At 59.0% G+C, this 20,406-nt stretch carries 25 protein-coding genes; 16 read left to right on the forward strand and 9 right to left on the reverse strand.

Annotated elements, in window-relative coordinates:
* Positions 1 to 24: 24 nt before the first annotated feature.
* Positions 25 to 489 (reverse strand): Lrp/AsnC family transcriptional regulator, encoded by a 465-nt coding sequence (locus BLP23_RS05830; RefSeq protein WP_407691767.1) that lies wholly within the window; start codon positions 487 to 489, stop codon positions 25 to 27.
* 108 nt (positions 490 to 597) lie between these two features.
* On the opposite strand from BLP23_RS05830, the gene BLP23_RS05835 reads away from it, so the two are divergent.
* The gene (locus BLP23_RS05835; protein ID WP_092583907.1) at positions 598 to 1,494 is read left to right on the forward strand and encodes a DMT family transporter; all 897 of its coding nucleotides are present in this window, start codon (positions 598 to 600) and stop codon (positions 1,492 to 1,494) included.
* On the opposite strand, the gene BLP23_RS05840 is transcribed toward BLP23_RS05835, so the two are convergent.
* Positions 1,481 to 2,041, reverse strand: a complete 561-nt coding sequence (locus BLP23_RS05840; protein WP_092583908.1) for a cysteine hydrolase family protein — start codon at positions 2,039 to 2,041, stop codon at positions 1,481 to 1,483. The genes BLP23_RS05835 and BLP23_RS05840 overlap by 14 nt on opposite strands.
* Positions 2,042 to 2,144: 103 nt before the next feature.
* Between BLP23_RS05840 and BLP23_RS05845 the strand changes: the two genes are divergently transcribed.
* Positions 2,145 to 2,762, forward strand: a complete 618-nt coding sequence (locus BLP23_RS05845; RefSeq protein WP_092583909.1) for a LysE family translocator — start codon at positions 2,145 to 2,147, stop codon at positions 2,760 to 2,762.
* A gap of 133 nt (positions 2,763 to 2,895) precedes the next feature.
* Positions 2,896 to 3,858: a cysteine synthase A gene (cysK, locus tag BLP23_RS05850; RefSeq protein WP_092583910.1), complete on the forward strand. Its 963-nt coding sequence runs from the start codon at positions 2,896 to 2,898 to the stop codon at positions 3,856 to 3,858.
* Between the two features lie 169 nt (positions 3,859 to 4,027).
* On the opposite strand, the gene BLP23_RS35060 is transcribed toward cysK, so the two are convergent.
* The 5 genes from BLP23_RS35060 to rsmI form a co-directional block, all read right to left on the reverse strand.
* Complete coding sequence (locus BLP23_RS35060; RefSeq protein WP_324613720.1) at positions 4,028 to 4,444, reverse strand: hypothetical protein; 417 nt, start codon at positions 4,442 to 4,444, stop codon at positions 4,028 to 4,030.
* 353 nt (positions 4,445 to 4,797) lie between these two features.
* Positions 4,798 to 5,745: a glutathione synthase gene (gene gshB, locus BLP23_RS05865; protein ID WP_092583912.1), complete on the reverse strand. Its 948-nt coding sequence runs from the start codon at positions 5,743 to 5,745 to the stop codon at positions 4,798 to 4,800.
* A 95-nt stretch (positions 5,746 to 5,840) separates the two neighbouring features.
* The gene (locus tag BLP23_RS05870; protein WP_039843655.1) at positions 5,841 to 6,344 is read right to left on the reverse strand and encodes a cupin domain-containing protein; all 504 of its coding nucleotides are present in this window, start codon (positions 6,342 to 6,344) and stop codon (positions 5,841 to 5,843) included.
* Positions 6,345 to 6,405: 61 nt separating this feature from the next.
* Complete coding sequence (locus BLP23_RS05875; RefSeq protein ID WP_139187033.1) at positions 6,406 to 6,723, reverse strand: hypothetical protein; 318 nt, start codon at positions 6,721 to 6,723, stop codon at positions 6,406 to 6,408.
* Positions 6,724 to 6,754: 31 nt separating this feature from the next.
* Positions 6,755 to 7,675: a 16S rRNA (cytidine(1402)-2'-O)-methyltransferase gene (rsmI, locus tag BLP23_RS05880; RefSeq protein WP_233426631.1), complete on the reverse strand. Its 921-nt coding sequence runs from the start codon at positions 7,673 to 7,675 to the stop codon at positions 6,755 to 6,757.
* Between the two features lie 243 nt (positions 7,676 to 7,918).
* Between rsmI and dnaN the strand changes: the two genes are divergently transcribed.
* The 7 genes from dnaN (at position 7,919) to BLP23_RS33595 (ending at position 12,925) form a co-directional block, all read left to right on the forward strand.
* Positions 7,919 to 9,037: a DNA polymerase III subunit beta gene (gene dnaN / locus BLP23_RS05885; RefSeq protein WP_092583914.1), complete on the forward strand. Its 1,119-nt coding sequence runs from the start codon at positions 7,919 to 7,921 to the stop codon at positions 9,035 to 9,037.
* Between the two features lie 112 nt (positions 9,038 to 9,149).
* Entirely contained in the window at positions 9,150 to 9,743 is a 594-nt protein-coding gene (gene pmtA, locus BLP23_RS05890) for a phospholipid N-methyltransferase PmtA (RefSeq protein WP_092583915.1), read from the forward strand.
* A 1-nt stretch (position 9,744) separates the two neighbouring features.
* Positions 9,745 to 10,332, forward strand: a complete 588-nt coding sequence (locus BLP23_RS05895; RefSeq protein ID WP_092583916.1) for a histidine phosphatase family protein — start codon at positions 9,745 to 9,747, stop codon at positions 10,330 to 10,332.
* Position 10,333: 1 nt separating this feature from the next.
* Entirely contained in the window at positions 10,334 to 11,026 is a 693-nt protein-coding gene (pyrF, locus tag BLP23_RS05900; RefSeq protein ID WP_092583917.1) for an orotidine-5'-phosphate decarboxylase, read from the forward strand.
* Positions 11,027 to 11,111: 85 nt separating this feature from the next.
* On the forward strand, positions 11,112 to 11,399 hold the full coding sequence (locus tag BLP23_RS05905; protein ID WP_092584295.1) for a DUF1330 domain-containing protein: 288 nt from the start codon (positions 11,112 to 11,114) through the stop codon (positions 11,397 to 11,399).
* A gap of 112 nt (positions 11,400 to 11,511) precedes the next feature.
* Complete coding sequence (locus BLP23_RS05910; protein WP_092583918.1) at positions 11,512 to 12,492, forward strand: complex I NDUFA9 subunit family protein; 981 nt, start codon at positions 11,512 to 11,514, stop codon at positions 12,490 to 12,492.
* A gap of 280 nt (positions 12,493 to 12,772) precedes the next feature.
* A complete protein-coding gene (locus BLP23_RS33595; protein WP_027510599.1) occupies positions 12,773 to 12,925 on the forward strand; it encodes a hypothetical protein in 153 nt (50 codons plus the stop codon).
* 52 nt (positions 12,926 to 12,977) lie between these two features.
* Here the strand turns inward: BLP23_RS33595 and BLP23_RS05920 are convergent, their stop codons facing one another.
* On the reverse strand, positions 12,978 to 13,778 hold the full coding sequence (locus tag BLP23_RS05920; protein WP_092583919.1) for an undecaprenyl-diphosphate phosphatase: 801 nt from the start codon (positions 13,776 to 13,778) through the stop codon (positions 12,978 to 12,980).
* Between the two features lie 149 nt (positions 13,779 to 13,927).
* Between BLP23_RS05920 and BLP23_RS05925 the strand changes: the two genes are divergently transcribed.
* From BLP23_RS05925 to BLP23_RS05935, 3 genes are read left to right on the forward strand one after another with little or no spacing between them, the layout of a single operon-like run.
* Positions 13,928 to 14,620 (forward strand): glutathione S-transferase family protein, encoded by a 693-nt coding sequence (locus BLP23_RS05925; protein WP_022713395.1) that lies wholly within the window; start codon positions 13,928 to 13,930, stop codon positions 14,618 to 14,620.
* 12 nt (positions 14,621 to 14,632) lie between these two features.
* Positions 14,633 to 15,790, forward strand: a complete 1,158-nt coding sequence (gene queG, locus BLP23_RS05930) for a tRNA epoxyqueuosine(34) reductase QueG (protein WP_092583920.1) — start codon at positions 14,633 to 14,635, stop codon at positions 15,788 to 15,790.
* Complete coding sequence (locus BLP23_RS05935; protein ID WP_092583921.1) at positions 15,790 to 16,662, forward strand: SDR family oxidoreductase; 873 nt, start codon at positions 15,790 to 15,792, stop codon at positions 16,660 to 16,662. The genes queG and BLP23_RS05935 overlap by 1 nt, the downstream gene beginning before the upstream one ends.
* 152 nt (positions 16,663 to 16,814) lie before the next feature.
* On the opposite strand, the gene BLP23_RS33600 is transcribed toward BLP23_RS05935, so the two are convergent.
* Entirely contained in the window at positions 16,815 to 17,120 is a 306-nt protein-coding gene (locus BLP23_RS33600; RefSeq protein ID WP_167363806.1) for a hypothetical protein, read from the reverse strand.
* Here BLP23_RS33600 and BLP23_RS05940 point away from each other — a divergent pair.
* From BLP23_RS05940 to BLP23_RS05950, 3 genes are all read left to right on the forward strand, one after another.
* Positions 17,062 to 17,430: a septal ring lytic transglycosylase RlpA family protein gene (locus BLP23_RS05940; RefSeq protein ID WP_092583922.1), complete on the forward strand. Its 369-nt coding sequence runs from the start codon at positions 17,062 to 17,064 to the stop codon at positions 17,428 to 17,430. The genes BLP23_RS33600 and BLP23_RS05940 overlap by 59 nt on opposite strands.
* A 142-nt stretch (positions 17,431 to 17,572) precedes the next feature.
* Complete coding sequence (locus BLP23_RS05945) at positions 17,573 to 18,862, forward strand: RsmB/NOP family class I SAM-dependent RNA methyltransferase (RefSeq protein ID WP_092583923.1); 1,290 nt, start codon at positions 17,573 to 17,575, stop codon at positions 18,860 to 18,862.
* A gap of 228 nt (positions 18,863 to 19,090) precedes the next feature.
* Positions 19,091 to 20,362 (forward strand): imelysin family protein, encoded by a 1,272-nt coding sequence (locus BLP23_RS05950; protein ID WP_092583924.1) that lies wholly within the window; start codon positions 19,091 to 19,093, stop codon positions 20,360 to 20,362.
* The last annotated feature ends 44 nt before the right edge of the window (positions 20,363 to 20,406 follow it).

The following is a 20,406-nucleotide window of genomic DNA, read 5'->3' on the forward strand; positions in this document are numbered from 1 at the left end:
CAGAACGGTTCGCAAGGCATCCATTCAGCGGCTCGAAAGCGGCGGCAGGCGGCGTTTGACGGGGGAAGCCTTGATCATCGAGGTGTTGGTCTCAGCCTTTTCAGCCACCTTGTCCAGAATACCGTCGAGTTCTCCCATCGAGCGGACGACGAGACGGGCGATGAAGCAATCGTCGCCGGTCACCTTGTCGCATTCGATGAATTCCGGCGTCTCCTGGATGATGCGCTCGACGAGGTGTAACTGTCCCGGTAGCGGCCGGACGCGGACAATTGCCTGTAGCGGATAGCCAAGCGCAGACGGATCGATATCGATCGTGAAAGCCGTGACGATGCCGCGCTCCTCCAGCCTGCGCAGCCGTTCCGCCGCGCTTGGCGAGGAGAGGTTGGCCACTTGCGCCAGCTCCTTTAGCGAAATACGCGCGTTCTGCGCCAGCGCATCGAGGAGCCGCTGGTCGATGCTGTCCAGGCGAGATGCTTCGTTAGCCGCCAACGCGAGTTTACCTTTCATTATTAGGATAAATTCGATTATCACGCATTGCAGATTATAGAGATTGGTATCCAAACACAATAATCTCCAAGACACAAAAAGGAGATCGCGATGCAGAACGATATAGGTAAAGGCACAGTTGAGATGACAGCCGCAATGGTGATTTCGGGGACGATCGGCTGGTTCGTCGTCATGTCCGGCCAGCCTGTGAGCGGAGTTGTTTTCTGGCGTTGCCTGTTTGGTGCTGCGAGCCTTCTTGTCATTTGCGGCGCTCTCGGATTCCTGAAACCCGGCCTCCTCTCGCCGAGAACCTTTGGCATCGCCGTGCTCGGCGGGATCGCCATCGTGGCGAACTGGCTGCTGCTTTTCGCCTCCTATTCGCACGCATCGATCTCGATCGCGACCACCGTCTACAATACCCAACCCTTCATGCTGCTGGCGCTTGGCGCCGCATTCCTCCGCGAGAAGATCACTTTGGCGAAACTCTTTTGGCTGGCGCTCGCCTTTACCGGCATGGTGGCGATTGTCGAAGCCAAACCTGAGGCGGGCGGCATTTCAGGCAGCTACGGGCTGGGTATTGTGCTGGCCCTTGGAGCGGCCTTCTTCTATGCGCTGGCGGCTCTTGCTGCAAAGTGGCTGAAGGGCACGCCGCCGCACCTGATCGCGCTCATTCAGGTTTCGACCGGCATTCTCATGCTGGCGCCCGTGACCGACTTTTCGGACCTGCCTGTAACAGCCGGATCGTGGTGCATCCTGGTGGCGATGGGCGTCGTCCATACCGGCCTGATGTATGTACTGCTCTACGGCGCAATCCAGAAGCTGCCGACACATCTCACCGGCGCACTTTCCTTCATTTACCCGATCGTTGCGATCGCAGTGGACGGCCTTGCTTTTGGCCGCGCACTGCAGCCATTGCAGATCCTCGGTGCGGCAATCATCCTCATTGCGGCAGCGGGAATGAATCTCGGTTGGACGCCTGGGCGTTGGCTGCGGCCTATCCGAAATTGATCGCCGCGGCCGCTGCAAGCCGGATTTCGTGGCTGCCGGCATCAAACTCGTCGAGCACGGCATTGTGGTGGGCAATGATCTGTTCGAAGCGGAGTTCGCCCATGTCGGCCGTCATATGTCCGTCGGACATCAGCGTCACATCGTAGCCGAGCGAAACAGCGCGCCGCGCGGTGGTATCGACGCAGAACTGGGTCATGCAGCCGCCGACCACCAGCCTGGTGATGCCGTTCTCCTTGAGGCGCGCTTGGAGATCGGTTTCGAAAAACGAGTCGCAGCTGCGCTTGTGCACGACGATCTCGCGATCTTGAGGCGCAATCTCGTCGCGCAACTGCCAGCCTTGGCTGCCTTCCGCAAGGCGGTGGGATGCGTGTCCGTCGTGCTGGACGATGACGACCGGTGCATTGACCGCGCGGGCCTTTTGGAGAACCTCTGCAAGACGCGCTACCGTTTCGTCTAGCGTCTTGTCGATCAAAGGCTGGCGCGCGGTGCTTCCAAGGCCTTTCAAGATGGCATTCTGAACATCGATCAGCAGCAGTCCGGTTGTCATCGGCTTTCTTCCCTTTCGGCGCACTTCTATCTGATTCGAGCGTGTGACTTCATCTTGAAAGCGGACTGTAGCTTCAGTAAGAGAAGCTCCTGAGGAGAGCAAGATGACCGTTGCAGCCCTGCTTGCCTATAGCGGCGCCCTTTTTATCGCTGCGATCATTCCCGGACCCGGAATCACCGCGATCGTCGCCCGCGCGCTCGGCTCGAATTTTCGCGAGACCTTCTTCATGGGTCTCGGCCTTGTTCTCGGCGACATCACGTACCTGACGGCGGTGATCCTCGGCCTTGCATTCGTGGCGCAGACCTTTACCGGAATATTCCTGTTCATCAAATTCGCCGGCGTGCTTTACCTCTGCTACATTGCCTACAAGCTCTGGACGGCAGGTCTTTTGCCGCAGGATATTGTCGCGCGCAGATCGAGCAGCATCGGCATATCCTTCCTGTCCGGCCTTCTGGTGACGCTCGGCAACCCGAAGACGATGCTCTTCTACGTCGCCCTCGTGCCGACGCTCATCGACATCAACCAGATCGGCCTTCGAGAATACGGCATGCTTCTGGTCGCAACCTTCGTTGTGCTGCTTTTGGTTTTGATCCCTTACATGCTGCTTGCGTCGCGCGCCCGCACGATGCTGAAACAGCCGCGCTCGCTGCAAGCGCTCAACCGGGTTGCGGCGAGCATCCTGGCCGGAACCGCAGCCTTTATCGCTGCGCGCGCAGCCTGAAAAAATCATTCGGCAAAGCATCGTTTCCAAACGATTTTTTCTCTCGGACGACGCTTCCGTGGATCAAGCCCCACTGGCCTGCTTCGCCCTTTGACCCTATTCTCTCGCGCAACAATCAGTAAGGGAGCGCACCATGTCGAGAAAACCGGGCCGCGGCCGCATCTACTCGTCGATCACGGAAACCATCGGCGATACGCCGATCGTCCGCCTCGACAAGCTGGCCAAGGAAAAGGGCGTGAAGGCCAATCTGCTCGCCAAGCTCGAATTCTTCAATCCGATTGCTTCCGTCAAGGACCGCATCGGCGTCGCCATGATCGAAAGCCTCGAAGCGCAAGGCAAAATTACGCCTGGCAAGACGACCCTCATCGAGCCGACCTCCGGCAATACCGGCATCGCGCTCGCCTTTGCCGCCGCCGCCAAGGGCTACAAACTGATTCTCACCATGCCGGAAACCATGTCCGTCGAGCGCCGCAAGATGTTGGCGCTGCTCGGCGCCGAACTCGTACTGACCGAGGGGCCGCGGGGGATGAAGGGCGCAATCGCCAAGGCGGAGGAACTTGCCGCAACGCTTCCCGACGCCATCATCCCGCAACAGTTCGAGAATCCGGCAAACCCGGAAATCCACCGCAAGACGACGGCCGAGGAAATCTGGAACGATACGGAGGGTGCCGTCGACATCCTCGTTTCCGGCATCGGTACCGGCGGCACGATCACCGGTGCGGGCCAGGTTCTGAAGTCGAAGAAGCCGGGCATTAGGGTAATCGCCGTGGAGCCCGAGGAATCTCCGGTTCTTTCCGGCGGTCAGCCGGGGCCGCACAAGATCCAGGGCATCGGCGCCGGCTTTGCCCCGGCGATCCTCGATACGAAGATTTATGACGAAGTCGTCACAATCAACAGCGCGCAGGCGATGGAAACGGCGCGTCTGGTCGCCAGGCTTGAGGGCGTTCCGGTCGGCATTTCCTCAGGCGCGGCACTGGCGGCGGCAATCAAGATCGGCAGCCGCGAGGAAAATGACGGCAAGAACATCGTCGTCATCATCCCATCCTTCGCCGAGCGCTATCTTTCGACTGCCCTCTTCGAGGGTCTTGGAAACTGACCTTCGGCAAAAATCGGGCGCTTCGGCGCCCTTTCTCCGTCGGGCCGCCGCCGCAGCCGTTCGCCGGCAATATGATAGGAAACTGCTTCCGCGCCACCTTGAGTGCGCTGTGATAGCCGCGGGCTGAGAACTGCAACTTCTCCGCGGCGTGGCACTATTCAGGGGCGGCTCAGGGACGACTAAACGGTTTCCCTTCCTCATCCTTACGGTTCAGCCGATCGACCAACTCCTCGGCATCCTCTTCGGTGAGCATATCCATGACCACCCCATCGATCACGACCGCCTGTCCGGTAACTGCATCGACTACCGTCCAGTAGATGTTTAAGTTCTTGCGATGGCTATACCGCGCGGTTGCCATGAGGTGTTCCTTTGGGTGCTGCGGCGAGGCCTTAGCCCTCCTCTTCCCCTTCCGCTTTTCCATTCCCTTGTCTTGTGCATTAAGGATAAATTCAAGGTTGCTCGCCGTATCGTGGGATAACCGATCGAGAACCGCTCCGTCCGTTTCCGCGGCCTTTCCTTCGCGGTAGTCTATCACACGCCAAGTGCCGTCGGAGTTTTCCTCTAAGCCGTACCGCTTGTAGGGCATTGGTTCGCCTTCGTTTACCTTATTTCTACTAAACGCCGACCCAGGAGTGTTTGTTGCAGATACTCGAGACCCATCGGATATACAGCACGCGCGACGCCCGCGGCACCGCTTCGGCATGCCTCATGACTCAAGATAACACTTTGAAAAAGCACTTCGCCAAGCACGATAAAATCGGCAAGCGCATCCGCCGGCATAGCGCCGAGCCCCTTCAGGCCAAGACCAATCATAGGCCGAAGTGCGAGCTTCCTTCGGGAGATCGGCAATAACAATAAGGGAGCGGGTTCACGTCTCAGCTGCAGTCAGGTTGCAGCGGGTTGTAGGGCGTGAACGAAAGGGAACAGAAGCCGGAACGCTTATGGGCGCTTGCGCTCGATCGTATCCCAGAGAAGGCTTGCGATATCAGCGCCGCCGAACTTGCGGACCTCGCGAATTCCGGTCGGCGACGTGACGTTGATTTCGGTCATATAGTCGCCGATGACATCGATGCCGACGAGCAGGAAGCCGCGTTCCCTGAGAGCCGGGCCGATGCGTTGGCAGATTTCCTTTTCACGCGACGTGAGCTCGGTCGCTTCCGCGCGGCCGCCGACATGCATGTTGGAGCGGCTGTCGTGGTCGGCCGGAACCCGGTTGATCGCGCCTGCCGGCTCGCCGTCAACAAGAATGATGCGCTTGTCGCCCTTGCGGACATCGGGAAGATACTGCTGGGCGATAAAGGGTTCGCGGAAGAGCTGGCCGAACATTTCGAGCAGCGAGGACAGGTTGCGGTCGTCCCTCGTCGAGTGGAAGACGCCGGCACCGCCGTTTCCGTAAAGCGGCTTCAAGATGATATCGCCCATCTCGTCGCGGAAGCGGCGTATCTCGGCCACATCCTTGGTGATCAGCGTCTTCGGCATGAGATCGGCAAATTCGGTGACGAAGATCTTCTCCGGCGAATTGCGCACCCAGGCCGGATCATTGACAACGAGCGTCTTCGGGTGAATGCGCTCCAAGAGATGCGTGGAGGTGATGTAGGCCATGTCGAAGGGCGGATCCTGGCGGAGCAGCACGACATCCATGGTCGAAAGATCGACCCGTTCGGGCGCACCGAGCTCGAAATGATCGCCCTTCACGTCGCGCAACAGCATCGGTTCGACGGAAGCGTAAAGCTTGCCGTCGCGGAGGCTCAGCCGCTCAGGCGTATAGTGGAAAAGCTTGTAGCCTCGGGCCTGGGCCTCGAGACTGATGGCGAAGGTAGAATCGCCTGCAATGTTGATGCCCGCGACATGGTCCATCTGGACCGCTACGTTCTTGATCTTGGCCATTTCCGTCCCTCAGTGAGTGCCGGACAGATGTAGGTCGCAAGCAAAGCAAACGCAACGGCCAATCAAGGACTTCCAGGTGCGGGCATCAAGGATTTTCAGGCCGCGAGGCCCTGCTGGCCGCTGCTGCGCAATAGGTTGCGAAGCCGGTAGAGGATTGCCACAGGCCTGGGGAAGGGCTTACGTAGAAAAGCGACCTTCCGGACGTAGTTGTCCACCCGCCAGTTTGCCCATGTGCCGCCGGCGAAAAACGCAACGTCACCGGCGCGCAGCGTGCGTTCCGTTCCGTCTTCGGCGGTGACGTGCACCTCGCCTTCGAGGATCATCACCGTCTCGTCCCAACCGAAGAACCAGCGGAATTCGCCGGCTGTGCAATCCCAGATCGCCGTGAGCGATGCGTCGTCATGGCCGCGGGAATGTTCGGCCGTGCGCGCCTGCGGGTTGCCATCGACAATCCAGTCAGGATTGATCGGCGTCGATTTCATCGGCAGGTGGTCGCTGGAGTGTGCGACGAAATTCCTGCCGCGTGTTGGCGCGACCGCATACGGCAGCGAACGCGCGGCCATTGCGACTGCGCTTGCGAGCATGAGCTTCATGGCCATGGACCCCCCAAATTTACTACCCCAATCATTGCGGAATAGCAGAGACTCGTAACGGAGGCGTTCAAGCGGCCGTTAAAATTTTAGCAATCCATTTCAAACCTGTACGATACGCCGTCTGCGACTGCCGGATGATGGGCAGTCTTTGCAGCACCGGCACCGACGTGCTTGCCATGCGCGAAGAAATGTGCGGCGTGATCACGAAACGCAGTTCCAATGCCAGCACCGTCCGGGAGACGACCGCCGTCAGCGGCTGATCGCCCGAAAGACCATGCATGCGCCGCTGCGAGCCGAGTTCTTCGACATATTCCACCATCACTGGCATCGCATATTCGTTTGTACCTGCCATCCGCAGATTCTCCGCCCGAATGCCGACGGTCACCGATGTATCTTTCGCCAGCCAATGGTCGTAGCTATCGTCCTTCCTTGGCCTTCATATCAAGCAAGCGCTGGTAGAGTTCCTTGCGCGGCAATCCGGTGACGCGTGCTGCTTCGGCGGCTGCCTTTGCCGTCGGCATGGAAGTCGCAAGGTCGGCAAGGATGGCTCCAACATCCGCTTCGTCCGCCGGCCGCTCTTCCGGGGGGCCGACAACGAGCACTATCTCGCCCTTCACATTGTGGTTTTCAGCATAATGCGCGGCAAGCTCGCCGAGCGTGCCGCGGCGAAACTCCTCATATGTCTTCGTCAGTTCGCGGCAAACGGACGCCCTGCGGGTGCGCCCGAGCACGTCGGCAGCAGCAGCCAGTGTCGCGCCGATCCGGTGCGGCGATTCAAAGAAGAGGAGCGTCGCTGGAGCGGCGACAAATTCCGCCAGCCGTTCGCGCCGCGCTTTGTCCTTTGCCGGGAGGAACCCCGCAAACAAAAAGGCGTCGTTCGGCAGGCCCGAGCCGACAAGCGCGGCAAGCGGTGCCGATGCTCCCGGAATTGGAACGACACGGTATCCTGCTTCGATCGCCGACTGTGCAAGGCGATAACCGGGGTCAGAGACAAGCGGCGTCCCGGCATCGGAGACAAGTGCAACTGACCTGCCCGCCTCCAGAGCCTGCAGCAATCGCGGACCGGCCTCATCGGCATTATGCTCGTGATAGGCAAAGGGCCGGTTCTGAATGCCGTATCTGTCAAGCAGAACGCGGGTCACGCGCGTATCCTCGCAGGCGAGCACATCGGCACCCGCCAGCGTTTCCAGTGCCCGCAATGTGATATCGCCCAGATTGCCGATCGGCGTAGCGACAAGATAAAGCGCCGCTTCCAGCGGGCGGGCCGGGATGGCGACATTGTGCAGGCGATAGCCGCGCTGCCTGCCGCCCTCGCCCGCTGTTTCCTCATTATTCAATTTCGATGGCTCCTTTGGCTCTCTGCCTTTATGCGCGGGCGTTTGGCCCGCAGCAAGCGTTCGGATTTCTGTGAGCATTGTCCCGGAAAACGGCAATTGCAGCGCTGCTGCGTCTCGCACCCCTTGCATTCGTCAGCAAAGTTCTGCCATTTTGCCTGTCCACTCCTCCGGCCCGGAGCCGGACAGCATCTTCCGGCGCGTTTTGCGCGCTGGGGCAGTAACGGTCGAAAGCGGTAGCATCCCATGCGTATAACTATTGAGCGGTCAAACCTTTTGAAGTCGCTGAACCACGTTCACCGCGTGGTCGAACGTCGCAACACGATCCCGATCCTGTCCAATATCATGCTGCGCGCCGATGGCCAGAACCTCGACATGAAGGCGACGGACCTCGATCTCGAAGTGACTGAAGCCACGCCAGCCAATGTCGAGCAGGGCGGTGCCACAACGGTTCCGGCGCATCTCCTTTACGACATTGTGCGCAAACTGCCGGACGGTTCGGAAGTTCTTTTGGCAACGTCGACGGATGGCGGCTCGATGGCTGTCCAGTCCGGCCGCTCGAAATTCTCGCTGCAGTGCCTGCCCGAATCCGATTTCCCGGATCTGACCGCCGGCACGTTCACGCATTCCTTCAAGCTGAAGGCAGCCGATCTCAAGATGCTGATCGACCGCACGCAGTTTGCGATCTCGACCGAAGAAACGCGCTACTATCTGAACGGCATATTCTTCCACACGATCGAAAGCGACGGCGACTTGAAGCTTCGCGCGGTTGCGACCGACGGCCACCGCCTCGCGCGTGCCGACGTGAAGGCGCCTTCCGGCTCCGAAGGCATGCCTGGCATCATCATTCCGCGCAAGACGGTCGGTGAACTGCAGAAGCTCGTCGACAATCCCGATGCGATGGTCACCGTCGAAGTCTCAGATGCCAAAATCCGCCTCGCCATCGACTCGATCGTCATGACCTCCAAGCTCATCGATGGCACCTTTCCGGATTACCAGCGTGTGATCCCCACCGGCAACGACAAGGAAATGCGCGTCGATTGCACAACATTCGCCCAAGCTGTCGACCGCGTTTCGACGATTTCTTCCGAGCGCGGTCGCGCCGTAAAGCTCGCACTTTCAGATGGCCAGCTTCTGCTCACCGTCAACAATCCGGATTCCGGCAGCGCGACGGAAGAAGTCGCCGTCGGTTACGACACGGATTCCATGGAAATCGGTTTCAATGCCAAATATCTGCTCGACATCACGGCGCAGCTTTCCGGCGATCAGGCGATTTTTCTGCTTGCCGATGCAGGCTCGCCGACGCTCATTCGCGATACCGCCGGCGATGATGCACTTTACGTTCTGATGCCGATGCGCGTGTAAACGCACGTCGCATTTGCCGCGGTAAAGTTTGCCGATTGCGACGTTTGGTCTTGTTTTTGCGCCAGAGGATGGCAAATAGATACCTAGCGGTACATTATTCGTGGAGGACGGCATGGCGTTGCGGCTGAAAGAACGGCTCGGCAAGAAGTTCGATGAAGAAATCCGTTTCTTCAAGGGCATGATGCAGGGGCCGAAAACCGTCGGCTCCATCGTTCCCACCTCCTCCATCACCGCCCGCAAGATGGCAAGCGTCATCAACCTGAATTCCGGCCTCCCGGTTCTTGAACTCGGTCCCGGCACGGGCGCGATCACCAAGGCGATCCTCGGGCGCGGCGTGAAGCCGGAAAATCTCGTCGCCATCGAATATTCGACGGATTTTTACGAGCATCTCGTCCGCCTCTACCCCCGTGTCCGCTTCATCAATGGCGACGCCTTCGACATCGACAAGACGCTCGGTCACCTCAAGGATCAGACGTTCGATTCCGTCGTTTCGGCTGTGCCGTTGCTCAACTTCCCGATGCAGGCGCGAATTGCGCTTCTCGAAAGTCTGCTCGACCGTATTCCGGCAGGCAGGCCGGTCGTGCAGATTTCCTATGGTCCGGTCTCGCCGATCATCGCACGGCCGGAGCGCTACCACATCCAGCATTTCGATTTCATCGTCCGCAATATCCCGCCGGCCCAGCTCTGGATCTACCGACGCAGCTGATATGTACGGGCTGTACATCACCCACCCGCAAGTGAAAATCGATCCGAACGTCGCGGTGCCCAAATGGGGTTTATCCGAGATCGGCGAGGCTCGCGCGCGCAAGGCGGCTGAAAGCAGCTGGGCGAGGCAACTGCGCCGTATTATTTCCAGCGACGAGACGAAAGCCATCGAGACCGCGGAAATACTGGCTGCGACGGCAGGCGTGGCCATCGAAATCAGACATGGCATGTATGAGAACGACCGGTCCGCAACAGGGTTCCTGCCGCCACCGGAATTCGAGAAAGCTGCCGACTGGTTCTTCGCGCATCCGCAAGATAGTTTCAGAGGCTGGGAGCGTGCCGCCGATGCGCAGCAGCGCGTCGTTTCGGCCTTCGAAGCTGTTCTCGCCGATCACGATCCGAACGAGCCGATCGCCTTTGTCGGGCATGGCGGGGTGGGCACGCTGCTGAAATGCAATCTTGAGCGCCGCGCCATCGCGCGCGATCGCGATCAGCCGCCCGGCGGCGGTAATCTCTATTGTTTCAGCCTTGCAGACCGGCGCTTATCATGCGACTGGACGCCCATGGAAAACTGGGACGGATGGATGTGAGATGAATGCACGCGAGCGGCTGATCGTCGGGCTGGATGTTCCGACACTTGGCGAGGCCGAACAGATCGTCTCGACGCTCGGCGACGACATTCTCTTCTTCAAGATCGGCTATCAGCTCGTCTTCGCCGGAGGTCTGGAATTCGCACGCGATCTCGCACAGAGCGGCAAGAAGATCTTCCTCGACATGAAGCTGCTCGATATCGACAACACGGTCGCTTCCGGCGTCGAGAATATCGTGAAGATGGGTATGTCCATGCTGACGCTGCATGCCTATCCCAAGGCGATGAAGGCTGCCGTCGAAGCCGCAAAGGGTTCCGATCTCTGCCTGCTCGGCGTGACCGTCCTTACCTCGATGGACGAACAGGATCTGATCGCCGCAGGTTACGAATACGACCCGCATACACTGGTGCTGCGCCGCGCCGAACAGGCACTGCTCGCCGGGATGGGCGGCGTCGTCTGCTCCGCGGAAGAATCCGCAGCCGTTCGGAAAATCGTCGGACCTGGAATGGCGATCGTCACCCCAGGCATCCGCCCTGCAGGTAGCGAAAAGGGTGATCAGAAGCGTGTCATGACGCCCGCCGATGCGTTAAAGGCCGGCTCGAGCCACCTCGTCGTCGCCCGCCCGATCGTCAAGGCGCCCGATCCGAAGGAAGCGGCACGCGCCATTCTTGCCGAGATGGAAGCCGCGCTCTGACGCTTGGCGAATGACGCGGCTGATACTTACTAAGCATATCAGCGATTTGGATGACGTGGGCAAGCGTCAACAGGAGGAAAAAACCATGGCAAAAGGATACTGGATTGCACGCGTCGATGTTCGCGATCCCGAGCGCTACAAGGATTACGTCGCGGCAGCTAAGCCTGCCTTTGAAAAACACGGTGCAAACTTCCTCGCCCGCGGGGGTGCAATCACCGAACTTGAAGGTAAGTCGCGAGCCCGAAACGTCGTCATCGAATTCCCGTCCATGCAGGCCGCGGTCGATTGCTACAACTCCCCGGAATACCAAATTGCCGCCAAGATCCGCCAGGAAGCCGCCGACGCGGAAATGGTGGTTGTAGAAGGCATCTGAGCGCTCTTTGCATCTGCGAAGCTGAGGCAAGATGGACCTTTCCGTCGCGCCGGGTTTCGGCTAATACGAGTGCCGATCAACGCGTCCATCCAAGCCTTTCGAGGAGCCTGCCATGACCCTTGCCAACCTGCCGCCGCTCGTGACCGTGTTCGGAGGTTCTGGCTTTCTCGGCAGGCATATCGTGCGCGCCCTCGCAAGGCGCGGCTATCGCATCCGCGTCGCGGTGCGCCGCCCCGATCTCGCAGGTTTTCTGCAGCCGCTCGGCAATGTCGGCCAGATTTCTTTTGTCCAAGCGAACCTGCGCTACCGCAATTCGGTCGATCGTGCCGTCGAGGGTGCCGACTTCGTCATCAACTGTGTCGGCGTGCTCTTTGAGACCGGCCGCAACACCTTTGATGCGGTGCAGGAATTCGGTGCGCGCGCCGTGGCGGAAGCCGCCCGGGCATCCGGTGCCAAGCTCATCCATATTTCGGCAATCGGCGCCGACGCCAATTCGGATTCCAGCTATGCCCGCACCAAGGGCCGCGCGGAGGCGGCAATCCTTTCGACCAAGAAGGACGCCATAATCTTCCGTCCGTCGATCGTTTTCGGACCGGAAGACGGTTTTTTCAACAAATTCGCGGAGATGGCTCGCCTTTCGCCAGTCCTTCCCCTCATCGGTGGCGGCAAGACGAAGCTGCAGCCGGTCTACGTAGAGGACGTGGCAGAAGCCGTGGCACGCGCCGTCGAAGGCAAGGCTGCGAGCGGGACGATCTATGAACTCGGCGGTCCGGAAGTGCTTACCTTCCGCGAATGTCTTCAGGTCATGTTGAAGATCACCGCCCGCAAGAATCGGCTGGTTTCCATTCCCTTCAGCATCGCTTCGCTGATCGGCAGCGTCGCTTCGCTCATTCCCTTCGTTAAGCCTCCGATCACGGCCGACCAGGTTCGCCTGCTGAAGCGCGACAATGTCGTTTCAACGAAGGCCGAAACGGATGGCCTCACGTTGAAGGCGCTCGGCGTCACGCCGACAATGCTAACCTCCGTACTGCCGTCGTATCTGGTGCATTACCGCCCGCATGGTCAGTACACCGGTTCGGGAAAAGCGGCCTGAGAAATTATCCCACCGGTTGAACGCCGCTGTGTTTGCTCACCGACGGCGTTTTTCTTTTCGATTCTTTCAGGCAACCGAAGCAAGCTTCGCGTGCTTCCTATAGCCGCGAGCCGGGACGGCGTTGCATAAAAGACGCATTAAAAATTTAGTGAAATTAACGCCACATTTAGCAGCAACGTTTATTGCTATTTGCCATTCCACTGACTAAACACCCCGCGCGTCCTGAAACGGACTCAGCGCCATTTGCGGCGCGCTAAATCGACTTGAAAGGCTTTATTCGATGGGCAAGTCAATCGCGCTTCTTTTTGCGTGTGCGGCACTGGTTATCCTCGCAGGTTCCTTCATTGCGCCCGGCTCGGTCGCAGCGGTGAAGGGCGGCTGCGCGCCGGCTTATGGCATCGATCCCTGCTCCACAGCCTCCCTCAACCACTGAGGCAAAGGCCGGCTCTCTCCGGAGCCGCCTTCCGATGTCAAATATCTGAAAATCAGCCGAACAACGTCAAGCCGATCAGGCCTGCCGCGCCAATGAAGATTCGCCACCAGGCGAAGGGCGCATAGCCCCGGATCGAGACGAAATCGAGCAGCGCGCGGACAACGAAGAGCGCCGAGACGAAAGCCGCCACGAAGCCGATGACGATGAGCATTCCGTCATCGAAGCTCAGCATATTGCGGTTCTCGTATAAATCCAAAGTAAAGGCGCCGACCATCGTCGGCATGGCGAGAAAGAACGAGAATTCGGCTGCAGAGCGCTTGTCGGCACCCATCAGCAACGCGCCCACGATCGTGGCGCCCGACCGGGATGTTCCCGGGATCATTGCCAGGCACTGGAAGAAACCTATCTTCAGCGCCATCGGCAGGGAAAACTCTGTCACATCGTGATATTTCGGCTTGAACTGGATCTTGTCGACGGCAAGGAGGACGAGGCCGCCAAGAATGAGGACGATGCAGATCAGCATCGGCGTTTCGAAGAGCACGTTCTTGATGAAGTCGTGCGCAATTGCGCCGATAACGGCTGCAGGCAGAAAACCAAAGAGTACGGCAAGGACGAAATGCCGCGCCCGCGCGCTGCGCGGCAACGCAAGCGCCAGGCTCAACAGCCGCTTGAAGTAGACGAGAAGAATCGCAAGGATCGCGCCGAGCTGGATGAGAACGACAAATGTATTGCCCGGCGACCGAAAGCCCAGGAAATGCCCTGCCAGCAGGACATGGGCCGTCGAGGAAACCGGTATGAATTCAGTAAGGCCTTCAATAAGGCCTAGAACGAGTGCACTAAAGATATCAGCCATGTTTTATCCCTTGTGAGGCGGGGCCAGGCCCGATTTGCTTGTATTGAAGGGGCCAAGCTCCTATAGCTGCAACGAATGAGTCATGACTAGGGCGCTATGAATATGAGTGCACCAGAGCATGCCGCGAGAAATCAACAAATCGGGTATCGATGCCGACGCTTTATCATCATCCTATGTCATCCGCTTCACGCTTCGTCCGGCTGATTCTGAGCGAGTATGGCTTTCAGGCAGATCTCATTGAAGAGCAGACCTGGGAAAAGCGGCGCGACTTTCTGGCGCTCAATCCTGCCGGTACCTTGCCGGTCTATGTGGACGACAGCATGCGCGCTCTTTGCGGCGCGACTGTCATTTCGGAATATCTCGATGAAACGCATGGCGTGCTGAAGCGCGACCGGCGTCTTCTCGCCGAAGATCCCTTCCAACGCGCGGAAATCCGCCGCCTCGGTGAGTGGTTCATGCAGAAGATGGAGACGGATGTAACTCGGCCCCTGGCGCGCGAGCGCGTGTATAAGCTGCAGATGAGCGCAGATCAGGGCGGCGGAGCACCGGATTCGAAAATCCTGCGCACGGCACGCGCCAACATCCGCCAGCATATGAAATACCTGACCTGGCTTGCCGGTTCGCGGCAGTGGCTGGCAGGAGATCGCATGAGCTATGCCGACCTTGCTGCGGCCGCTTCGCTATCGATCCTCGACTATCTCGGCGAGATCGACTGGACGGAATCGCCGATCGCCAAGGATTGGTATCAGCGCATGAAATCACGACCGTCCTTCCGCCCGCTGCTGACCGAGCGAGTGCGTGGACTGACACCGGTCTCTCACTACGCAGACCTGGATTTCTGACGAGGGCTTTCGATGCCCGAACGGATAGCAGACGATAAAGAACGCAAGCGCCGCGACAATTTGACCGCCTTTGTTCGCGCCGAGGCGGCAACGCTCGGCTTTGAGCTCTGTCGCATCACGCGGCCCGATTCGATACCCGAAGCGAAGGAACGGCTTGGCGAGTTCATCGATGCCGGACGCCACGGCACGATGGAATGGATGGCTGAAACGCGCGACCGCCGCGGCGATCCCCGCACGCTGTGGAGCGATGTGAAATCCATCGTCGTCTTCGGCCTCAATTACGGCCCCGGGGAAGACCCACGCCATATTCTTGAAAAGCCGGACAAGGCGGCAATCTCCGTCTATGCGCGCAATCGCGACTATCATGACGTCATCAAGGGACGGCTAAAGGAGATCGCCACCCGCTTTGCAGCACGGGCGGGGGCCGACGTCAAAGTCTTTGTCGACACTGCACCAGTGATGGAAAAGCCGCTCGCCGCGGCAGCAGGTCTCGGCTGGCAGGGCAAACATACCAATCTGGTCAGCCGCAGCCACGGTTCCTGGCTCTTCCTCGGCTCGATGTTCACGACAGCCGATCTCAATACGGACGACGCTGAGATCGATCACTGCGGCTCTTGCCGCGCTTGCCTCGATGCCTGTCCGACCAACGCATTTCCGGCGCCCTATCAGATCGACGCACGGCGTTGCATCTCGTACCTGACGATCGAGCACAAAGGTCCGATCGATTTCGAATTCCGGCCGCTGATCGGCAACCGGATCTATGGTTGCGACGACTGCCTTGCCGCCTGTCCGTGGAACAAGTTTGCCGTCTCGGCATCCGAAATGAAGTTGCAGTCGCGCGACGACCTGAAAGAGCCGTCGATTGCCTTTCTCCTGACGCTGGACGACGCGGCTTTCCGGTCCTTTTTCAGCGGCTCGCCGGTCAAGCGCATCGGCAGAGCCCGCTTTATCCGCAATGTATTGATCGCCGCCGGCAATTCCGGTGATCACAGCCTTGTCGATCAATGCAGATGGCTGGCCACTGACGCTTCTCCGGTTGTTCGCGGCATGGCAATATGGGCGCTTTCGCGATTGATGGAGCCTGGCGAATTTGCCGTCTTTGCGGCACAAAGACCGGATGAGATTGATGCCGGCGTACTTGCGGAATGGCAATTGGCGGGAGTGGTGTGATGCATGTGATGATTTTCGGCTGCGGTTATTCCGGCACGGCGATTGCCAAAGCTTTCTCAGCCGCAAGCGCCCGCATTTCCGGCACAACCAGATCGGCCGACAAGGCTGAGCTCCTCCGCAGCCAAGGTATCGAAGCCTTCATTTTCGATGGCGAGATAATCAGCGACGCCTTGCTTGACGCCATGGAAAGCGTCACACACCTCGTCCAATCGATCGCTCCGCGGGAAGCCGGAGACCCGTTGATCAATCTCGCAGGCGGCCAGCTCGGCAAGATGATGCCGGCGCTTCAGTGGATCGGCTACCTTTCCACCGTTGGCGTTTACGGCGACCACCAAGGTGAGTGGGTTAGCGAAGAGACCGTCTGCGTTCCTGTTTCCGGGCGATCGAAGGAAAGGCTCGAAGCAGAGGATGCGTGGCTGGCGCTCGGCAAGGATCTCGGTATTCCGGTCGCGGTACTGCGGCTGGCGGGCATCTACGGCCCTGGACGGAATGCGTTCGTCAATCTAGACAGGGGCACGGCCCGCCGCCTGATCAAGAAGAACCAGGTTTTCAATCGCATCCGCGTTGAGGATATCGGCGCGTCGGCGCGCTACCTCTCAGACCGGTCCCTTGGCGGCATATATAACGTGACGGATGACCTGCCCGGCCCGCCGCAGGATGTCATTGTCGAAGCAGCGGGGCTGATGGGTGTTGAGCCGCCTCCGGAACAGCCCTTCGAAACCGCGGAACTGACGCCGATGGCACGCTCCTTCTACGGCGAGAACAAGCGTGTTTCAAACGCCAAATTGAAAGCCGCGGGTTACACCTTTTCCTTCCCGAATTACCCGATGTCGCTCGCGCAGTTGTGGCAGAGCGGACGCTGGCGCGGTTAATCCGAACAGGCGATTTCGGCATATTCGAAATGAGTAGAAAATTCCTACTTTGGCGTTCTCGCGATCTGAATTTCGCTCCGCATTATGGTTAACGGCCTCTAAATTTGCGCAAATGAGGCATCAATTGTGGCATGATCGGAAAATTATTTTTGTTACTTTTGCAGCATAGCGTGACAGTGCGGCGCAACAGAAAAAATTGTTCTAATTTTACCTGATTTTCTTATATTTTTTCCACTCTTTCGCCTGCTGCACTTTTTCAACGCGAACTCCACGAGACTCGCAAATATTACAGCCTGTAACATTCCGTGATAATCAGCGGCACTTTTTCGCCACTTTTCGCCGGATTTAAGCCCCGCCGCCCGTAAAGGCGCAAGTTCAATAGTTGAGGGATAATCCGTTTTGAAGAATATCAGCCGTTCTATAGTCACTGCCGTAGCTATTGCAGCTAGTTCTTTCATCCTTCCCGCCGAAGGATTTGCTGCAGCCGGATGTGGTGGTGCTTCGTGGTACGCACTGCATTCCAAAACAGCCTCCGGCGAACGTATGAATCCTGCCATTTTGACTGCCGCTCACCGTTCGCTCCGCTTCGGCACCAAGCTTAGAGTCACCAACCGCAACAATGGGCGCAGCGTTATTGTTCGCGTCAATGACCGTGGCCCGTTCATCCGCGGCCGTGTTCTCGACCTCTCGCGGGCGGCCGCCCAGAACATCGGCATGGTCCGCTCCGGTACCGCCAAGGTTTGCTACGAAGTCGTCGCCGCCAGCTAAGGCTTCCGATACCAGCGCCGGACGGCGCTTGCTCTTGCCGTCAATCGCGGTTACCACGCGGTTGAGACTTGTGAAACGATCCGCAGCGTCAGGCACGCTTCCCGCGGATTGTGCGCACGTCCGTGGCAACAGGAGTTTGTGAATGCGTTTGGGCGGCCGCCTCGAGGGGGCGATTTCGGTTCTTGCTGATATCGATCAGCGCAAGAGACCTGTCGCCGATGCGCTGAAGGATTGGGGCCTTGCGCATCGTTTCGCCGGCTCCGGCGATCGCGCTGCAATCGGCAACATCGTTTATGATGCGCTGCGCATGCGGCTTTCACACGGGTTCCTAATGGACGACGACAGCCCGCTGGCGATCGCCTATGCCGTCATGCTCCGTCAGTGGGGATTCGCCCCGGAGGCGCTTGCCGCTGAACTCTCCGACGATAGGTTCGCGCCGCCTCCTCTGCCCGATGCTGCGCTTACAGCATTCCAGGGCCGGGCTCTTTCCTCCGCGCCTGTCCACGTCCAAGGTGATATTCCCGAGTGGGTGCAAAGCTCCTTCGAGACGGCATTCGGTGATAGCTGGCTTGCCGAAGCACAGGCGCTCGCTTCCCGGCCGACGCTCGACCTGCGCGCCAACATTTTGAAGGCCAGCCGTGAAAAAGCTGTCAAAGCGCTTGAAAGAGCCGGTGCTCATGAAGCGAAGATCGCCCGATATGGCATCCGCATTCCCGCAGGCGAGGGTGCCTCACGGCTTCCGAACGTCACAGCCGAGCTTTCCTTTCAAAAAGGCTGGTTCGAAGTTCAGGACGAAGGATCGCAGATCGTTGCCGATCTGGTGCTGCCGAGGGATGGAGAGCAGGTGCTCGACTATTGCGCCGGAGGCGGCGGCAAGACGCTTGCCATGGCGGCAGCGATGCACAACAAAGGCCAGATCCATGCCTATGACGCCGATCGCAAACGCCTTGCGCCAATCATCGAACGCCTGAAGCGCGCCGGTACGCGCAATGTTCAAGTGCATGACGATGCAAAGGCGCTTTCGAGCCTGCGCGCTCGCTGCGACAAGGTGCTAGTCGATGCCCCCTGCACGGGCACCGGCACCTGGCGCCGCCGCCCCGATACCAAATGGCGGCTGACGGCAAAGAACCTCGACGAGCGTACGAGCCAGCAACAGGATGCCTTGAAGCAGGCGAGCGCCTTCGTGCGCCCCGGCGGCGAGCTGATCTACGTCACTTGTTCGGTGCTGCCGCAGGAGAACGAACAACAGGTCCGACGCTTCGCCGCGGAAAATCCGGCATTCTCCATCGAAAGCGCTCTGGCTGCCTGGAACGAGCTATTCGGCAAGGATGCACCGCGCCCGCGTTCGTCGGACGGTGAAACGGTTACACTGACGCCGGCATCGACTGATACAGACGGCTTCTTCTTCTGCCGGATGCAGCGTAAAGCTTAAGGCGCCTGATGTGATGGCGCTCGCGCCGAAGATCCAGATCAGAAATTGAACAATTGCGCTATTGGGTCAATTTTCTACCCTTTTCCAAGTAAATTCCCTTCTGAACAAGCGCTTTTAAAACAACTTCTATTCTTAAAATCATTCCAAACTAGAGTGTTTGACACTGGTTTTCTTTTGCGCGAAGAGATTCGGGCGATTTCAGACGGACATCCGTCATAGGAGAGGACCATGAAGCTCAACAAGAATATCTGCGCAGCATTGGCGCTGGCGATAGCACCCCTATCCAGCCCGGCTCTCGCGGACACCGATGCTGCGGCCGTCGTGAAGCATTATGCCGAAGTGGCGCATGCCAAATACGAGGACTCGCTGATCACCGCAAAGGCGCTCGACAAGGCCATTGACGCCTTCTTGAAGACGCCGAACGACGAAACGCTGAAGGCTGCCAAGGATGCGTGGCTTGCAGCCCGCGTTCCTTATCAGCAGACAGAAGTCTACCGCTTCGGCAATCCAATCGTCGATGACTGGGAAGGCAAGGTCAACGCTTGGCCGCTCGATGAAGGCCTGATCGATTACGTCGATGCCTCCTACGGCGCGGAGAGCGACGAGAACGCGCTCTATGTTGCAAACGTCATCGCCAACAAGACGATCAAGATCGACGGCAAGGATATCGACGCTTCCAAGCTGACGCCGGAGTTCCTGTCCGGCACGCTGCAGGAAGCAGGCGGCGTCGAGGCCAATGTCGCGACCGGCTATCATGCCATCGAATTCCTGCTCTGGGGCCAAGACCTGAACGGAACCGGCCCGGGGGCGGGCAGCCGCCCGGCAACCGATTACGACCTCAAGAATTGCACACATGGCAATTGCGATCGCCGCGCCGAATACCTGAAGTCGGCATCCACGCTGCTGGTCTCCGACCTGCAGGAAATGACCGATAATTGGGTGGCTGACGGTGCTGCGACGAAGAATGTCGAGGCCGATCCGAAGGCGGGTCTCGTCGCGATCCTGACCGGCATGGGCTCGCTCTCCTACGGCGAACTCGCCGGCGAGCGCATGAAGCTCGGCTTGTTGCTGCACGATCCGGAAGAGGAGCATGATTGCTTCTCCGACAACACCTATAACTCGCACCTCAACGATGCGATCGGCATCGCCGCCGCTTACAGCGGGCAATACACCCGCGTCGACGGAACGAAGCTGTCCGGCCCGTCGCTGCACGATCTCGTTGCGGCGAAAGACAAGGCACTCGATACCGAAGTCGCAAGCAAGCTGAAGACGACGCTTGACGCAATGCATGCCATGGCAAAACGCGGCGAGACGGTCGAGAAGTATGACCAGATGATCGCCGAAGGCAACAAAGACGGCAACGCCGCCGTTCAAGCCGCCGTCGACGGTCTGGTTGACCAAACGAAGTCGATCCAGCGTGTTATTGCCGCACTCGATCTTGGCACGGTTCAGCTTGAAGGTTCCGACAGCTTGGATAAGCCTGACGCTGTCTTCCAATAAGCAAAAAGGCGGGCCGCTTGCAGACCCAAGCGGCCCGAACTCTG

Source organism: Rhizobium mongolense subsp. loessense (genome assembly GCF_900099775.1).
GTDB classification, from domain to species: domain Bacteria; phylum Pseudomonadota; class Alphaproteobacteria; order Rhizobiales; family Rhizobiaceae; genus Rhizobium; species Rhizobium loessense.

What these genes read in the sequence shown, in the direction of transcription:
- queG (WP_092583920.1), top strand. Translation starts at nt 14,633, where the DNA reads ATGCCCGAACGGATAGCAGACGATAAAGAACGCAAGCGCCGCGACAAT.
- BLP23_RS05895 (WP_092583916.1), top strand. Translation starts at nt 9,745, where the DNA reads ATGTACGGGCTGTACATCACCCACCCGCAAGTGAAAATCGATCCGAAC.
- BLP23_RS05910 (WP_092583918.1), top strand. Translation starts at nt 11,512, where the DNA reads ATGACCCTTGCCAACCTGCCGCCGCTCGTGACCGTGTTCGGAGGTTCT.
- gshB (WP_092583912.1), bottom strand. Translation starts at nt 5,745, where the DNA reads ATGGCCAAGATCAAGAACGTAGCGGTCCAGATGGACCATGTCGCGGGC.
- BLP23_RS05935 (WP_092583921.1), top strand. Translation starts at nt 15,790, where the DNA reads ATGCATGTGATGATTTTCGGCTGCGGTTATTCCGGCACGGCGATTGCC.
- pmtA (WP_092583915.1), top strand. Translation starts at nt 9,150, where the DNA reads ATGGCGTTGCGGCTGAAAGAACGGCTCGGCAAGAAGTTCGATGAAGAA.
- BLP23_RS05905 (WP_092584295.1), top strand. Translation starts at nt 11,112, where the DNA reads ATGGCAAAAGGATACTGGATTGCACGCGTCGATGTTCGCGATCCCGAG.
- BLP23_RS33600 (WP_167363806.1), bottom strand. Translation starts at nt 17,120, where the DNA reads ATGAAAGAACTAGCTGCAATAGCTACGGCAGTGACTATAGAACGGCTG.
- BLP23_RS05845 (WP_092583909.1), top strand. Translation starts at nt 2,145, where the DNA reads ATGACCGTTGCAGCCCTGCTTGCCTATAGCGGCGCCCTTTTTATCGCT.
- BLP23_RS05840 (WP_092583908.1), bottom strand. Translation starts at nt 2,041, where the DNA reads ATGACAACCGGACTGCTGCTGATCGATGTTCAGAATGCCATCTTGAAA.
- BLP23_RS05870 (WP_039843655.1), bottom strand. Translation starts at nt 6,344, where the DNA reads ATGGCCATGAAGCTCATGCTCGCAAGCGCAGTCGCAATGGCCGCGCGT.
- BLP23_RS05920 (WP_092583919.1), bottom strand. Translation starts at nt 13,778, where the DNA reads ATGGCTGATATCTTTAGTGCACTCGTTCTAGGCCTTATTGAAGGCCTT.
- dnaN (WP_092583914.1), top strand. Translation starts at nt 7,919, where the DNA reads ATGCGTATAACTATTGAGCGGTCAAACCTTTTGAAGTCGCTGAACCAC.
- BLP23_RS05835 (WP_092583907.1), top strand. Translation starts at nt 598, where the DNA reads ATGCAGAACGATATAGGTAAAGGCACAGTTGAGATGACAGCCGCAATG.
- BLP23_RS33595 (WP_027510599.1), top strand. Translation starts at nt 12,773, where the DNA reads ATGGGCAAGTCAATCGCGCTTCTTTTTGCGTGTGCGGCACTGGTTATC.
- BLP23_RS05925 (WP_022713395.1), top strand. Translation starts at nt 13,928, where the DNA reads ATGCCGACGCTTTATCATCATCCTATGTCATCCGCTTCACGCTTCGTC.
- BLP23_RS05945 (WP_092583923.1), top strand. Translation starts at nt 17,573, where the DNA reads ATGCGTTTGGGCGGCCGCCTCGAGGGGGCGATTTCGGTTCTTGCTGAT.
- pyrF (WP_092583917.1), top strand. Translation starts at nt 10,334, where the DNA reads ATGAATGCACGCGAGCGGCTGATCGTCGGGCTGGATGTTCCGACACTT.
- cysK (WP_092583910.1), top strand. Translation starts at nt 2,896, where the DNA reads ATGTCGAGAAAACCGGGCCGCGGCCGCATCTACTCGTCGATCACGGAA.
- BLP23_RS35060 (WP_324613720.1), bottom strand. Translation starts at nt 4,444, where the DNA reads ATGCCCTACAAGCGGTACGGCTTAGAGGAAAACTCCGACGGCACTTGG.
- BLP23_RS05950 (WP_092583924.1), top strand. Translation starts at nt 19,091, where the DNA reads ATGAAGCTCAACAAGAATATCTGCGCAGCATTGGCGCTGGCGATAGCA.